The organism is Brachybacterium saurashtrense (genome assembly GCF_003355475.1).
In the GTDB taxonomy this organism is placed as follows: Bacteria; Actinomycetota; Actinomycetes; order Actinomycetales; family Dermabacteraceae; genus Brachybacterium; species Brachybacterium saurashtrense.
This window is the reverse complement of sequence record NZ_CP031356.1, coordinates 3,438,859-3,451,936: the sequence shown is the minus strand read 5'-3', so window position 1 is coordinate 3,451,936 and position 13,078 is coordinate 3,438,859. Positions and strand designations below refer to the sequence as shown.

General features: G+C 72.3%; 12 protein-coding genes. 3 read left to right on the top strand and 9 right to left on the bottom strand.

Features of this window, described 5'->3' with window-relative positions; translation table 11 throughout:
• Positions 1-12 precede the first annotated feature (12 nt).
• The 3 genes from DWV08_RS15510 to DWV08_RS15500 form a co-directional block, all read right to left on the bottom strand.
• The gene (locus tag DWV08_RS15510; RefSeq protein WP_115414631.1) at positions 13-1,443 is read right to left on the bottom strand and encodes an MFS transporter; all 1,431 of its coding nucleotides are present in this window, start codon (positions 1,441-1,443) and stop codon (positions 13-15) included.
• 130 nt (positions 1,444-1,573) lie between these two features.
• The gene (locus DWV08_RS15505) at positions 1,574-2,842 is read right to left on the bottom strand and encodes a M48 family metallopeptidase (RefSeq protein WP_115414630.1); all 1,269 of its coding nucleotides are present in this window, start codon (positions 2,840-2,842) and stop codon (positions 1,574-1,576) included.
• Between the two features lie 164 nt (positions 2,843-3,006).
• On the bottom strand, positions 3,007-4,440 hold the full coding sequence (locus tag DWV08_RS15500; protein ID WP_162801596.1) for an aldehyde dehydrogenase family protein: 1,434 nt from the start codon (positions 4,438-4,440) through the stop codon (positions 3,007-3,009).
• A 97-nt stretch (positions 4,441-4,537) separates the two neighbouring features.
• Here DWV08_RS15500 and DWV08_RS15495 point away from each other — a divergent pair, with 97 nt between their 5' ends.
• Positions 4,538-5,206, top strand: coding sequence for a hypothetical protein (locus DWV08_RS15495; RefSeq protein ID WP_115414628.1), 669 nt, complete (start codon positions 4,538-4,540; stop codon positions 5,204-5,206).
• A 58-nt stretch (positions 5,207-5,264) separates the two neighbouring features.
• On the opposite strand, the gene DWV08_RS15490 is transcribed toward DWV08_RS15495, so the two are convergent.
• Positions 5,265-6,371, bottom strand: a complete 1,107-nt coding sequence (locus tag DWV08_RS15490) for an acyltransferase family protein (protein WP_115414627.1) — start codon at positions 6,369-6,371, stop codon at positions 5,265-5,267.
• 61 nt (positions 6,372-6,432) lie between these two features.
• On the opposite strand from DWV08_RS15490, the gene DWV08_RS15485 reads away from it, so the two are divergent.
• Positions 6,433-7,590 carry a hypothetical protein gene (locus tag DWV08_RS15485; protein WP_127097502.1) on the top strand — a complete coding sequence of 386 codons (1,158 nt, stop codon included), beginning with the start codon at positions 6,433-6,435 and terminating at the stop codon, positions 7,588-7,590.
• A gap of 22 nt (positions 7,591-7,612) precedes the next feature.
• Here the strand turns inward: DWV08_RS15485 and DWV08_RS15480 are convergent, their stop codons facing one another.
• From DWV08_RS15480 to manA, 4 genes are all read right to left on the bottom strand, one after another.
• The gene (locus tag DWV08_RS15480) at positions 7,613-9,088 is read right to left on the bottom strand and encodes a choice-of-anchor G family protein (RefSeq protein WP_127097501.1); all 1,476 of its coding nucleotides are present in this window, start codon (positions 9,086-9,088) and stop codon (positions 7,613-7,615) included.
• Between the two features lie 147 nt (positions 9,089-9,235).
• Positions 9,236-10,159 carry an AraC family transcriptional regulator gene (locus DWV08_RS15475; RefSeq protein WP_115414624.1) on the bottom strand — a complete coding sequence of 308 codons (924 nt, stop codon included), beginning with the start codon at positions 10,157-10,159 and terminating at the stop codon, positions 9,236-9,238.
• Positions 10,160-10,208: 49 nt separating this feature from the next.
• On the bottom strand, positions 10,209-10,496 hold the full coding sequence (locus DWV08_RS15470; protein ID WP_115414623.1) for a PqqD family peptide modification chaperone: 288 nt from the start codon (positions 10,494-10,496) through the stop codon (positions 10,209-10,211).
• Positions 10,493-11,695 carry a mannose-6-phosphate isomerase, class I gene (gene manA / locus DWV08_RS15465; RefSeq protein WP_115414622.1) on the bottom strand — a complete coding sequence of 401 codons (1,203 nt, stop codon included), beginning with the start codon at positions 11,693-11,695 and terminating at the stop codon, positions 10,493-10,495. The genes DWV08_RS15470 and manA overlap by 4 nt, the downstream gene beginning before the upstream one ends.
• Positions 11,696-11,762: 67 nt before the next feature.
• Between manA and DWV08_RS15460 the strand changes: the two genes are divergently transcribed.
• A complete protein-coding gene (locus DWV08_RS15460; RefSeq protein ID WP_115414621.1) occupies positions 11,763-12,596 on the top strand; it encodes a nucleotidyltransferase family protein in 834 nt (277 codons plus the stop codon).
• Here the strand turns inward: DWV08_RS15460 and DWV08_RS15455 are convergent.
• Positions 12,496-13,077 carry a VanZ family protein gene (locus DWV08_RS15455; protein WP_115414620.1) on the bottom strand — a complete coding sequence of 194 codons (582 nt, stop codon included), beginning with the start codon at positions 13,075-13,077 and terminating at the stop codon, positions 12,496-12,498. The two genes, DWV08_RS15460 and DWV08_RS15455, sit on opposite strands and share 101 nt — an antisense overlap.
• Between the last annotated feature and the right edge of the window lies 1 nt (position 13,078).

Below are 13,078 nucleotides of genomic sequence, written 5' to 3'. Positions count from 1 at the left end.
GCGGCCGGCACCTCACAGCGCGCCCTTGCCCGCCTTCTCCCGTGCACGGTCGGCGAAGCTCACGCCCATCGCCGCGAGGGTGAGCGCCATGATGATCGTCAGCGCGATGACGAAGGCCTCGAGCCAGGCGGTCCCGCCCTCGGTTAGCGCGAAGATGATGCCGGGGATCATGGCGGTGCCGATCGCGGCGCCGGTGCGCTGGCCCAGCTGCAGGATGCCGCCGGCCACCCCGCCGAAGCGCGGATCCACGGAGTTCAGGGTGAGGGTCTGGTTCGGGGAGATGGTCATGCCCTGGCTGAGGCCCATCAGCGTCAGCGGCGCGGCCAGCCACCAGAAGGCGAGCATGCCGCTCTCCACGAATCCGGCCAGCACGGCCGTGCCGAACAGTCCCGCGAACGCGACGGCGAAGCCCACGATCACCATGCGCCGCCCGAAGGTGAGCACGTAGCGGCCGGAGATCTGGGAGCTGATCGCCGCCGCGATCGAGGAGGGGATGCCCATCAGCGAGGCCTCGAAGGGGGTGTGCCCCAGGTGCATCTGCAGGAACAGCGGCACGATGATCCACACGCTGGTGGCGCCGAGGAAGTACACCGAAACGATGAGGATGCCGTTGCGGAAGGCCCGGTTGGCGAAGATGGCGGTGTCCACCATCGGGCTGCGGCCACGGCCCCTGTAGCGGCGCTCCCACACCCACCAGATGCCCAGCACCAGCAGACCCGCGGGGAAGGACATCCACACCAGCACGCTCACGCCCCGCTCGAGGAAGGGCAGCATGATCCCCAGGATCGCCAGGCACAGCAGCACCGCGCCCACGGGGTCGAGGTCCGGGCGGCCCTTACCGCGAGCCCTGTCGTCCGGGATGTACTTGAACGCGCCGATGATCGCGACCACGCCGATGGGGATGTTCATGAGGAACATCCAGCGCCAGCCCCGGTCCGGGCCGAGGATCTGGATGAGGGCGCCGCCCACGACGGGGCCGACGGCGGTGGCGACCGCGACGGTGGTGGCCAGCAGGGCGAAGGCCCGGGCCCTGTCCTGGCCGCGGAAGTGCTGCTGGATGAGGGCGACCGTCTGCGGGTTCAGCAGGCCGGAGCCGAGGCCCTGGAGGATCCGGGCGAGGTTGAGCATCTCCGCGCTCGGGGCGAGACCGGAGAGCAGGGAGCCGAGGGTGAACACCCCCACCCCGACGATGAACATGCGGCGCCTGCCGGTGGCGTCCCCCGCCCGACCGGCCGGCACCAGCAGCATCCCGAAGGCGAGCGCGTAGCCGGAGATCACCCACTGCAGATCGCCCGTATCCGCCGCGAGGCTCTCGCCGATCGCGGTGAGGGCCACGTTGATGACGCTCACGGCGATCAGGGCCATGAACAGCGGTGCGAGGAGGACGGCGAGGAGAGGCTTGCGACGCACCAGTGGGGTCAGCGCGCTGGGGTCGGGGATCACCCCGACACTGTATGCACTCAGTGCACCTTTGTTGAGGGTGGGGTGATCGGACGGACACCAGGTCGCAGATCACGACGGTCGGCGGTCAGGAGGCTGGTGGCTCCGATGCCCATCGCACTCCGACCGAAGCTCAGAAGGGGCTCTGCGACCGGTCGGTGTGCGGCCATCGAGCGTCGTCCCGGTACGGACCGGCCGGGATCACATAGGTGCTGCGATCCGAAAGCAGGGGCGCCGCAGTCTGGATCGCGCGCATCGGGGGCCGGTCGGCGTAGTCGATACCGGAGAAGCGCCCGAACTGACCGCCAGCGCCTTCGGGCCGGCGGGCATCGGCCGCATCGAGCATCGCCATCGCGTCGCGCGGCGCCGGGTATCGCGAGGACCACACGTGACCCGGCGGAAGCGGTGAGCGGAACAGAGCACCCGCAGGACGGATGAACATCGCACCGGGCCGGGAGCGATCGCGCAGGGCATGGGCCCGCCAGGTGATCACCGGGTGGGAGGCCACCGCGTTCGCCCAGTGCACGAAGAAGCTCGGATCCGTCGCTGCGCGGTCCGCGAGTTCATTGACGTTGACTTCGGCGTTGAGGTACTTCCCCCCGGAGAGCACCCCCATCACACCGGGAGCTCCACTCGGAGCATAGGAATAGCCGAAGTTGTCCGCGGTGTATTCCTGGGCCCGAGAGAGTGCCGGACCCAGGATCGGGATCATCCGGATCACGGTGGTGAAGAGGATCCGGAAGTACGAGACGTGGCCGGCGGCGAGGTGGCCGACCTCGTGTCCGATCACGAAGCGCAGAGCCTCCGGGTCACGCGTGGCGCCGCCCACCTCGAACAGGTCGGAGTGGACGATGACGAAGCGCCGGAACCCATGGCCCGAGGCGAAGGCGTTGATCACACCGTTCCCCATCTGCACGTAGGCGTCGGGGACGCGTCGGAGGCCGAACTGCTGAGCCGCTTCCACCACCATCCTGTATCCCTCGGGGAACTGAGTGGGGCTCATGCGCACCGCCGAGGCACGCAGCCGGGCATACGTCATCGCCCGGAACCACCAGATGAGCAGTGGAGCCAGAGGCAGGGTGAAGGCCAGCTGGAAGAAGAAGGGCAGGAACGCCACGAACTGCCAGAGGCTCGCGACGGTCTCCCCGCCCTCGAGCAGCTGAAGGATCAGAGTCGCGATGATGAGTGTCCACCAGGCGGCGTACGCGAGCGCCGTGAGCGAGATCCCCACCCAGAGGAGGGGCATCTCCCAGGGGTGGCGAATCGCTCTCTGCCCCCACAGGCCGTGGGAGGTCGTGCCGTTGAAGACGGTGGGCCCGCCTGGGGTGTCCGTCCCGTGTGGCGGCACATCGGCCGTGCCCGCGAGTGACGCCGGCGGCGGGCCGTACGGCGGTTGGCTCATGGGGTGACTCCTCATCGTCTTCAGACACTCACTGACCCGGACTGACGATATCCCGGCCGCACCGACCACGAGCTGACCGATCCGCACCATGTGGACGGCGCACCCAGCACCGCCTCGGCGGAGCACGTCCCGCTCCGCCGGTGAGCGGGACGACCTTCGGCCGTTCAGCGCATGAGCCGGCGCAGCAGCGCGCGCCGCACCCGGCCGCGCGGCGGGTACACCAGGCGCAGCGTGTCCGGCCGGAGGGGTTTCCTCACCACGGGCTTGGCGTGGGTGAACGCCTCCACGCCGGTGCGCCCGTGGTACGCGCCCATGCCGGACTCCCCCACCCCGCCGAAGGGCATGCCGGGAGTGCCCACGTGGGCGAGGGTGAGCCCCAGGGCGAGGGAGCCGGAGGAGGTCTCCGCCGCGAACCGTTCCTCGACCGCACGGCGCGAGGAGAAGACGTAGGCGGTCAGGGGCTTGTCCCGCTCGCGGATGCGGGCGATCGCCTCGTCGGGGCCGGAGACGGCCAGCAACGGCAGCACGGGGCCGAAGATCTCCTCCCCCATCACCGGATCGCCCCAGTCCGCACCGTCCAGGATCGTGGGCGGGAGGAAGCGGGAGCCGCGATCCGCCCCCGTGGTGCCGCCCACGATCGCCGTCTCGTCGTCGATCAGGGCGCGGACGCGGTCGAAGTGGCGCTCGCTGACCATCCGGCCGTAGTCGGGGCTGCGCTCGGGGCGCGCCCCGTACAGCGCGCGCACGGCCCGGCGCAGGTGGGGGCGCAGGCACTCGAGGGTGTGCGGGGTGGCCATGAGGTAGTCCGGGGCGATGCAGGTCTGCCCCGCGTTGGTGAACTTGCCCCACACGATGCGGCGGGCGGCGACGGCGAGGTCCACGCCCTCGTCCACGAACACGGGGGACTTCCCGCCCAGCTCGAGCACGGTGGGGGTGAGATGCTCCGCGGCGGCGCGGGCCACGACCCGGCCCACCGCGCCGTTGCCGGTGTAGAAGATCAGGTCGAAGCGCTGCTCGAGCAGGAGCGTGGTCTCCTCCACGCCGCCTTCGACCACCCGCACCCAGCCGGGGTCCAGGTGGGTGCGCAGCAGGTGCGCGAGGGCGGACGAGGTGGCGGGCGCGACCTCGCTGGGCTTGACCAGCACCGTGTTCCCGCCCGCGATCGCGGCGATCAGCGGGGCGAGGGTGAGGTTCACCGGGTAGTTCCACGGCGCGATGAGCAGCGTGGTGCCCAACGGCTCACGATGCAGCGCCCCGGAGGCGGGGGCGAGCATGGGGCCCAGGGAGAGGCGCTGCGGCCGCAGCCAGGAGCGCAGATGCTTCTGCACGTGCGCGATCTCCTGGGAGACCACCCCGATCTCGGTGAGCGCGCTCTCGGTGCGGGACTTGCCGAGATCCTCGGCGAGCGCCCGCGCCAGGCGCGGCTCCTCCCGGCGCAGGCCGCGGCGCAGCGCCTCGAGCTGGGCCAGGCGCGCGTCGATCCCCCGGGTGGTGCCGGCGGCGAAGGAGTCCTTCAGCGCGGCGACGTCGGCGAGGATCTGCGTGCGGTGGGGTTCGTCCGGCGTGTGCGGGGCGGGGCGGTGCGGGTCCGTGGACATGGGACCCAGGGTACGAGCCGTCCTGTCGTGCGGGGCGGCGGGCCCCGCTAGGGTGGTGGCCGACGGTGCACCCCTCGAGCCGCGAAGGATGATCCCCATGCCGCAGGATCCGCGTCGGCGCGCCCTCCTGCGCTCGGCCGCCTGGTCGGTCCCGGTGCTCACGGCGGTCACCACAGCCCCGGCCCTCGCGGCGAGCGTCGAGCAGAGCGTCATGAGCTGGTCGGGGTTCCCCAGTTCCTCGGAGACCGGCCGGCTCGAGAGGCCCGCCTCGCAGCAGGTCGGGGACACCGACGTCACCGCCGCTCTCTCCCGCGACGATCAGCTGGCGCAGCCCACCAGGAACTGGACCACGGCCGACAGGCGCCTCCGGCTGCAGAGCAATCGCGACAAGCTCGCCGGCTCGCTGCAGATCGTGACACTGACCTTCGCGGCTCCCGTGACGGACGTGGAGCTCACCGTCGAGGACATCGATCGCGACAAGCAGCGGTTCCAGGACGAGGTGTTCGTGCCCACCGATGCAGCGCCCACCACGGGCCGCGTGGTGGGAGCGGCGCTCACGGGAGCCGGAACCCCCACCAGCCCCTTCCTCGCCGTCGGGAACGGCGACGCCGACCCTGCGGACCCCGCCCACGCAGTGACGCTGCGCTGGGCAGGTCCCGTGGACGAGATCCGGATCGCGTACAGGCAGGGGGTGCGTGCGAAAGACTCCGCGACCCCGACGGTCCGCCTCGCCCCTGTGCGCTTCACCGCCTCATCGGCCGCGTGAGGCGGCTTGACGCTCACCCTCCCCCTTCCTGTTGCCGAGCCGCACGGCACGGTGGCTCTCATCCGCTCCGCGGGCGGTGCACCGGCTCCGAGAGCCGCCTGGCTGTCGCGGCGGCGCCCGGCAGCCAGGCGGCCGGCATCTCGAACACGTACCGCAGCGGCGTGGGGCGCAGGATCCGCTCCGCGAGCAGGGGGATCACCACGCCGGCGACCAGCAGGGTGGGCACCAGCACCGCGAGCGAGTCCACGCCGAGCCGCATCAGCACGATCCGCAGGCCGGCGATGACGATGATGTGCGCGAGGTAGATCTGCAAGGTGCTGCGGCCCACCAGTGCGAACGCCTCCCGCACTCGCGGGATCGCGCCCAGTGCGACGGCGAGGCCGGCGAGGATGAACTGTCCCAGCCAGCTCAGGGCCACGGAGGGCGGGAGCCAGGAGGCGCGACCGGCGGCGAGCTGCTCCGGGGAGGCCGGCACGGAGGCGGCGACCAGGTCCATCCCGAAGAACGGGATCGCGAGCAGCAGCGCGGCCGCGCCCACCAGCACCACCGGCACCGCCCGGGTGGTGAGCACGGTGCTCATCCGCCGCATCCCGATCACCGCGCCCACGGCGCTGAAGCCCACCAGCGCCAGGCCCCTCATCCCCCACAGGTCCGGCCCCCACCCCCAGGTGGCGGTGCTCGCCGCCAGCAGAAGCGGCAGCGTGAGCCACGGGGCGCGGCGCCAGGGTGCCACCAGCGCGATCACCGCGGCGGAGACGGCGATGTAGGGGATGAACCAGAGATGGGCGGGCGGCGCCCAGATCCGCAGCGCGTCCTCGAGGGTGACAGGAGTGTTCTTCCACGGCGACGTCGCCAGCTCCGCACCCATCTGGATGACGTACCAGAGCAGATACATGTACACCGCGAACACGGCGCGCCGGGCGATGTAGGTGGCGGTGCCGTACTTCTCCGCGCCGTAGGAGAGGAACAGGCCCAGCACCAGGGCGATCGCCGGCATCCGGAAGCCGTAGAACCAGTCGTTGAACTGGTGGAGGGCTGATCCTTCCGGCAGCGCTCCCGCGCTGAGAAGGCCGTCCACCGTATGGCTGAACACGACGCCGATCACCGCGATGCCGCGGAAGATGTCGATCTCGGCACTGCGGCGGGTGCCCGGGAGGCGGTCCATGGGCTGAAGCATAGGGGTACGTTGCGGCAGCGATCACTAGAGTGGAGCGATGGAGCGGGCGATGCACATCCGGGCTCTCGGCACGGCGCTGGAGCTCCTGTGCGACGGCTCGGTCCCTGCCGAGACGGTGCGCGAGGTGCTGGAGTCCTGGTCGGATGCGCGCATCCCTGGGGTACCTGGGGCGGAGCGGATCTCCCTCTCGGTGGGCCCCGGACGCGCCGGGAGAGCTCTGGTCACCGTGGACCGTGCCGACCAGCTGGGACAGGTGCTCTCCACCGTGGTCACCCAGCGCGCCTTGACCCGTCGACGCGGTACCCACGTGCTGCTGCACGCCTGCGGCCTCGCACTCGAGGACGGCCGCGTGATCGCGTTCGTCGGGCCATCAGGGATGGGGAAGACGACGCTGGCACGCACCCTCGGCCGCCGATGGGGGTACGTCACCGACGAGACGGTCGCGATCGCGACGTCGCCGGAGCGGTACGGCCAGGTGCTCCCCTTCCCCAAGCCCCTCTCGATCGTGCAGGAAGGCGCCCCGAAGCGCCAGGTGTCGCCGAGCGCGCTGGGGCTGGCGCCGCTGCCGGACGTGCCGTTGCGGATCGCGGCGATCGTCCTGATCGAGCGCTCCGAGTCCCCGGTGGACGAGTCCGGCCGATTCCGCCCCGGCCCGGCCGAGATCGAGAGCGAACGCCTGCCGCTCGCCGAGTCCGTCGGGCTTCTCGCCCCTCATCTCAGCTACCTCTCCTCGCTCGAGCAGCCGCTGAGCGAGCTGGCGCGCCTGATCGAGGGGGTCGGCGGAGTGGTGCGCCTGCGCTACCGCGAGGCGGCGCAGGTGGCGACGGTGGTGGACGAGCTGGTCAGCGCGGACCCGCACGATCGCTCAGGCACCGGGCGATGGAACGCCGGCGACGTCCCGGGGATCGCGGCCGGGGCTGCTCACCCAGAGACCGCCGCGACGCGCACCTGGTCACCCGCGCCAGCAACGGACTGGCTGGACACGGGCGGCGCCGTCGTCGTGCTGCGCGGCACGCAGGTGCACGTGCTGAGCGGGATAGCCCCGCCGCTGTGGCGCAGGGCGCTGGCCTCCCCGCGCCCGGGGCTGCCGGAGCTCACCTCCGCGGTGGTCGATGCCGTGGGCCGGCCTCCCGGGGGCGGCGCGGAGGACCGCGTGCTCGCCGCGCTCGGACAACTCGTCGACGAGGGGGTCCTCGTCACGGGCTGAGACCACCGGGACGGCCCCGTGCTCAGGCGCGCACGGTGTTCGGGCCTCCGCTGCCGCGCCCAAGGAGCACGTCCAGCAGGTCCAGTCCGGCGGCGTCGAGCGCACCGATGTGCAGGGCGGCGACGTCGTACTGCCCGTCGGGCAGGGCGGCGAGGTCGTCGGGCACGGCACCCGGCTCCTGGTTCTGAGCGTTGAGCGTCAGCACCACCACGTCCTCGAGGATCGTGAAGAGGCTCTGCAGCAGCGCGGTGACCGCCGAGGTGATCGGCGTGAGCGCACCTGCTTCGAGGATCGCCTCCCTGATCACCGTGCCGATGGAGGTCAGGATCGCACTGGTGAGCCCGAGGAGTTCGGGTTCGACCGTCGCCTCCCCGCTGACCAGGTCTCCGACGCTTCCTGTGACGGTGACATCCACGAGCGACAGCAGGACGTCCAGCTGGATGTCGATCCTGATCGCGTCCAGGAGCGCCTCGGTGAGCACCCCTGCCTGGATCGCCGCCGCATCGGCGGGCAGCGGAGCGTCGACGAACAGGCGGGTGTTGGGCGCGAGGCTGTTCAGCCATGGGGAGGCGGTCGTCCCCGAGTACGCCCCGCCGAGCAGGGCGCCGAGGTCCACCGTGACGGTCGCGGGGTTCTCGAGCGCGATCTGCACCGGACGCCCGGTGCCCGCGGGAGTCTGCGCGGTGTCGAGGCTGAGGCTCAGCGAGTCCACCGATGCCAGCAGACCGAGGGCAGGAAGGTCGTTGAGCGTGTCGACCAGCCCGGAGGTCAGGCCGTCCAGGGTCGCGTTGACGGTCTCGACGGTCGCCCCGATCGTCGGCGACGTGAGGATCGTCTTCAGGTAGGCGACCAGGTAGTCGCGCTCGAGATCGACGGGCGGGTTGCACAGCGAGTTGAAGGCGGTGCGGCCGGCGACAGCACCGATGGACAGGTCGGCGTCGGCGACCAGGGAGAGGAAGTCGCTCGCCGCGCTGCCCCCGATCTCCTCCACGACCTCGCTGAGCTGCAGGGTGGCGAGCTCCGGCCAGCCCTCCCCGGGCTCGAGACGGATCGTGCCGTTGTCGGCGACCGCGCCGCTTGCTCCTCGGACGGTGCCGTCCTCGTGGGCGTAGCCGTACTGGTTCAGCACGCCGGTGTCGGTGTTGAAGTCGAGGATGTCCGAGAGCGTGTCCGCGAGTCCGGTGAGCCCGAGCTGGATCGAGTTCAGAACGGTGGCTTGGAGAGGGTTGGTCGCCTCGGCCTCGGCCGGCGTCGACGCATCGACGGAAGCGGTGGCACCGTCGACGGAGGCGACGTTGTCGAGATCGACACCGGCGATCGAGCCGCTGAGGAGCTTGCCGGTGCCCGTCGCGTCGTAGAGGGTCCCCTCGGGGTCGCACTCGCCCGGGCTGGCCGCCATGGCGGGCGTGGCCGTGCCGAAGGCGACCACGGGCACGGACCAGGCGGCTCCGGCGACGAGGGTACGGCGCCTGAAGGTGCCGTGCGAAGAATCGGACATGGCCATGAGTGGGCTCCAGAGGCGCTCGCGGGGAGGGACACCGCGAACCTAGCCAGCCGACACCGCCCCCGACGGGTGCGGAGACGATCCCTGCGCCCGGCGAACGGCACTGTGCGCCGGATGGACTTTTTGCAACTGTGAAGAGATCTAGTGCGGCGCTCCGGCACGGCCGTCCCGGCGCAGCTGCGAGGGGGTCGCACCGTACAGATCCTGGAGCGCGCGGCGCATGCTGAGGGTGGAGCCGAAGCCGGCCTCGCGAGCGATCTCGTCGATGCTGAGCACCTGGTAGCGCGAGGAGGTGAGCAGGTGCGCGGCGAGTGCGGCACGCTGCTGCCGGATCTGGGCAGAGACCGTCGTGGAGACCTCGGCGAAGGCGGCCTGCAGGCTGCGCGGGGAGACGAGCACGCTGGTGGCGATCTCCTCGACGCCGAGGGCGGGGTCGGCCCGACGTTGGGCGATCACGGCGGTGGCCTGATCGCGCAGGCGGGCGGAGGCCGTGGTGGTCTCCGCGTCCGGGCCGAGGCCGAAACCGAATCGATCCAGGATCATCGCCCCGACCATCTCGGTGAGCAGCTGGCCCGTCGCATAGCTCTCGACGGCGGTGAGGGAGTCGGAATGATCGAGCAGCGAGGAGGCGAAGGCGTGGGTGGCTCGGGTGAGCGTGCCGCGCACGGGAATGTGCCGCGGCTCTGCAGGAAGCTGCGGCACGATCCCCGTCAGGGCGTCCCGTCCGGCGCGGATCACGAGGTAGCACGCGTCCTCACGAAGTCGGCGACGATGGTTCACCCAGGTGGGGATGTACTCGATGCGGGAGATCTCCTGGCCGGCCTCCGGGGCGACGTCCGGGTGAGGGGTGACGAACACGAACTCGACGCCGTCGACCTCGTCCTCCGCGCCGTCGTTGCGGAACTCGATCGCGGTGCCGTGCAGGCGCACCACGGAGACGCCCTCGAAGGAGCGTTCGCGACGATGCATCGCGAAGGCGCGCGGCGAGAGGGCATGGAACCGGTCGTCAGGGACGTCCCGCAGACCTGAAGCCCCGAGGTAGGAGGCGTCGACGAGCGTGCTCATGCCACCGGCCTCCCTCCCTCCCCCGAGCGGGTGTGCGGCGCGCCGGGGCTCATCGTCCGCCGCCGTCCGTCGGCTCCGCCGCCACGACGCCCCGCGCCGCGAGATCGCGCAGGAACTCCGCGATCACCGCCTCGGCGTCGGCGGGCATCCCCATCACGTCGCGGCGCAGCTCCTCGACGATCTGGTCGACCCGGTGCGGCTCTCCGTCGGCGAGCACCTCGAGCACCAGCACGCCCACCCCGTCGAGCCTGCCGATCGGGCCGTCGGGCAGCGCCCCCACCCAGAGGCCCTCCCCGTCGCGCTCGGCGACCACCTCGCCCAGCCGGTACCGGGTCACGGGACGCTCGCCTGCACGAAGGCGCCGGTGCCCCCGGCGCGGAGCGGACCATCGGCGGCGGGGACGAACAGCGCCCGTCCCGCGCCGAGCACGTGCCTGCCGGCGTCGGTCTCCACCAGCATCTCTCCTTCCAGGCCCAGCAGCGTGCGGGGGCCGGTGCCCGGGATCGGGTGGCGTCCGCGGAAGGTGCCGGGCGGGTCCTGCAGTCGGGTGAGGGACAGCTCGAAGTCGTCCACCGGAGCGTAGTAGGCGACGGTGGTGGGGTTCTGCCGCTCCGGGGCGACGCGCAGCGGGGGCGCGGCGGCGACGCTCACGCACTGCAGCATCTCGTCCGCGTCCACCTTCTTCCCGGTCAGGCCCGCACGCAGCACGTTGTCGCTGGCCGCCATGATCTCCAGGCCCACCCCGTGGAGGTAGGCGTGGAGCGTGCCGGCGGGGACGAACAGCGCCTCCCCCGCCCGGAGCGTGACCGGGTTCAGCAGCAGGGCCGCCACCACGCCCGGGTCCCCGGGATGGTGATCGGCCAGCAGCGCCACGGTGCGATCGATCCGCGGCGAGGGCGAGCCGCCCGCGGCGTGCCGGACCCGGCAGGCCTCCACCACGGCCGCGACCGCCTCGGGAGCGGGCCGCATCGAGGTGGCGACCAGGGTGCGGAACGCGGCGCGCATCCCGTGCGCGGTGGGATTGGTGACCAGCAGGTGGTGGAGGCGGTCGGTGAGGTCGGTGTCGAGGCCCTCGAGGATGCCCGCGGCCCGGCGCGGGGTGCGGAAGCCGCACAGCGCGGTGAAGTCCGTGAGCGCCACCAGCATCTCGGGCTTGTGGTTGTCGTCGCGGTAGTTGCGCAGCGGGGAGTCGAGGGCGAGCCCGGCGGCGGTCTCCGCGGCGAAGGACTCCGCGGCGTGCTCGCGGCTGGGATGGACCTGCAGTGACAGCGGCGTCTCAGGGGCGATCACCTTCAGCAGGTAGGGCAGGCGGTCGCCGAAGGCGCGCCGCACGCCGTCGCCCAGCAGGCGGTGCGGATCCGCGGAGATGGCGCGGTCCAGGTCTACGCCGGTGGAGAGCGCGGAGGGTGCCAGCGGGTGCGCTCCGAACCAGGCCTCCGCCCACGGTGCGCCGTCGGCCGGGCGCCCCAGGAATTCGGGGATCGCGCTGGGCGACCCCCAGGCGTAGTGCTGCAGGCGGCTATCGAGCTCCCACATGCGCGCTCCCCCTTCCCGGTCCCGGCCCCTCGGGCGGCGGCGCCGCCCGACCCCTACACTCGGGCCCATGAACTCCCCCGTGCAGGTGCCCGCGACGACGCGCCTTCGCCTCGCGCACGGGTGTCTGGACCATCTTGCCCGACGGGCCGAGGTGCGGGTCCTCCATCTCAAGGGCGTGGCCCTGGATCCGTCCCTCGCCGAGGGGCGCGCCCCGTCCACGGACTGCGACGTGCTCGTGGAGCCGTACCGGGCGCAGCAGTTCTGCGACGTGCTCGCGGCGCACGGCTGGCACCGCGTCACCTCCTTCGCGCACGGCAGCGTGTTCGGCCACGCCGCGACCTTCCACCACGAGGTGTGGGGCACGGTGGACGTGCACCGCAGCTTCCCGGGGCTCGAGGACGATCCGGCGCAGTCGTTCGAGAGGCTGTGGCGCGGCCGCGAGCACACGCCCCTCGGCGGCCGGGACTGCCCGGTCCCGGACCTCACGGCGCAGCGCCTGCTGCTGCTGGTCCACGCCGCCCGGGACGCGATGGGACGAGCGCGACACGACGTGCGTGTCTCCTGGACCGAGGTGGACGCCGACGGGCGCGCCGCGGTGGAGGCTCTGGCCGCGGAGCTCGGGGCGCAGGTGCCGCTGGCGCTCGCGACCGGGCGCCCGGAGCGGGCCGCGGGCGGGCGGGACGAGCACCTGTGGCGGGCGGTGCACCGCCGGGCGGCACCGTCCGAGGTGTGGCGGGCCCGGCTGCGGGACGCACGCGGCATGCGTGAGCGCGCACGGATCCTGCTGCAGGCCACGCAGGTCAATCGCGATCATCTGGGCCTCCGTCTGGGCCGTCCGCCGAGTGCGCGGGAGGTGCGTCGGGAGTGGTGGGCGCGCCTGGGGCGCCAGCTGCGGCGCTGAGCCGGGAGGGTTCGCGGCCGGGCCGACGGGCCCCGGCACGGCGTAGCACGCGGCGGCGCAGCAGCATCCCCAGCGCGACCCCGAGCGCCGCACCGAGGGTGTTGGCGAGGATGTCCCCGGGGTCCTGGATCCGGGAGCCGAGGGAGCCCTGGTAGAGCTCCACCGCGGTGGAGGCCGCCGCCCCGAGCAGCACCCACCACCAGCTCGGGCGCAGCACCGCGAGCGCGGCGAAGAAGGGCACGAACAGCGCCACGTTGGCGAGGGCCGCGAACTGCTCCGGGGAGATCCGCTCCCGCATCCCCACCAGGTCGGTGACGAGGATCCACACCCGCACGTTCGCGCGGTTCACCGCCCAGCCGTCGCTGGTGAGCAGCAGCACCCCCGCCGCCACCGGGTACAGCAGCAGCACCGCCAGCGCCGCCGCCGTCACGGTGCGGGGCAGGGGCGTGGCGGGCGCGCGGTCGCCGGCAGGACGGGGCATG

What these genes read in the sequence shown, in the direction of transcription:
- DWV08_RS15505 (WP_115414630.1), bottom strand. Translation starts at nt 2,842, where the DNA reads ATGAGCCAACCGCCGTACGGCCCGCCGCCGGCGTCACTCGCGGGCACG.
- DWV08_RS15500 (WP_162801596.1), bottom strand. Translation starts at nt 4,440, where the DNA reads ATGTCCACGGACCCGCACCGCCCCGCCCCGCACACGCCGGACGAACCC.
- DWV08_RS15495 (WP_115414628.1), top strand. Translation starts at nt 4,538, where the DNA reads ATGCCGCAGGATCCGCGTCGGCGCGCCCTCCTGCGCTCGGCCGCCTGG.
- DWV08_RS15490 (WP_115414627.1), bottom strand. Translation starts at nt 6,371, where the DNA reads ATGGACCGCCTCCCGGGCACCCGCCGCAGTGCCGAGATCGACATCTTC.
- DWV08_RS15485 (WP_127097502.1), top strand. Translation starts at nt 6,433, where the DNA reads ATGCACATCCGGGCTCTCGGCACGGCGCTGGAGCTCCTGTGCGACGGC.
- DWV08_RS15480 (WP_127097501.1), bottom strand. Translation starts at nt 9,088, where the DNA reads ATGTCCGATTCTTCGCACGGCACCTTCAGGCGCCGTACCCTCGTCGCC.
- DWV08_RS15475 (WP_115414624.1), bottom strand. Translation starts at nt 10,159, where the DNA reads ATGAGCACGCTCGTCGACGCCTCCTACCTCGGGGCTTCAGGTCTGCGG.
- manA (WP_115414622.1), bottom strand. Translation starts at nt 11,695, where the DNA reads ATGTGGGAGCTCGATAGCCGCCTGCAGCACTACGCCTGGGGGTCGCCC.
- DWV08_RS15460 (WP_115414621.1), top strand. Translation starts at nt 11,763, where the DNA reads ATGAACTCCCCCGTGCAGGTGCCCGCGACGACGCGCCTTCGCCTCGCG.
- DWV08_RS15455 (WP_115414620.1), bottom strand. Translation starts at nt 13,077, where the DNA reads ATGCCCCGTCCTGCCGGCGACCGCGCGCCCGCCACGCCCCTGCCCCGC.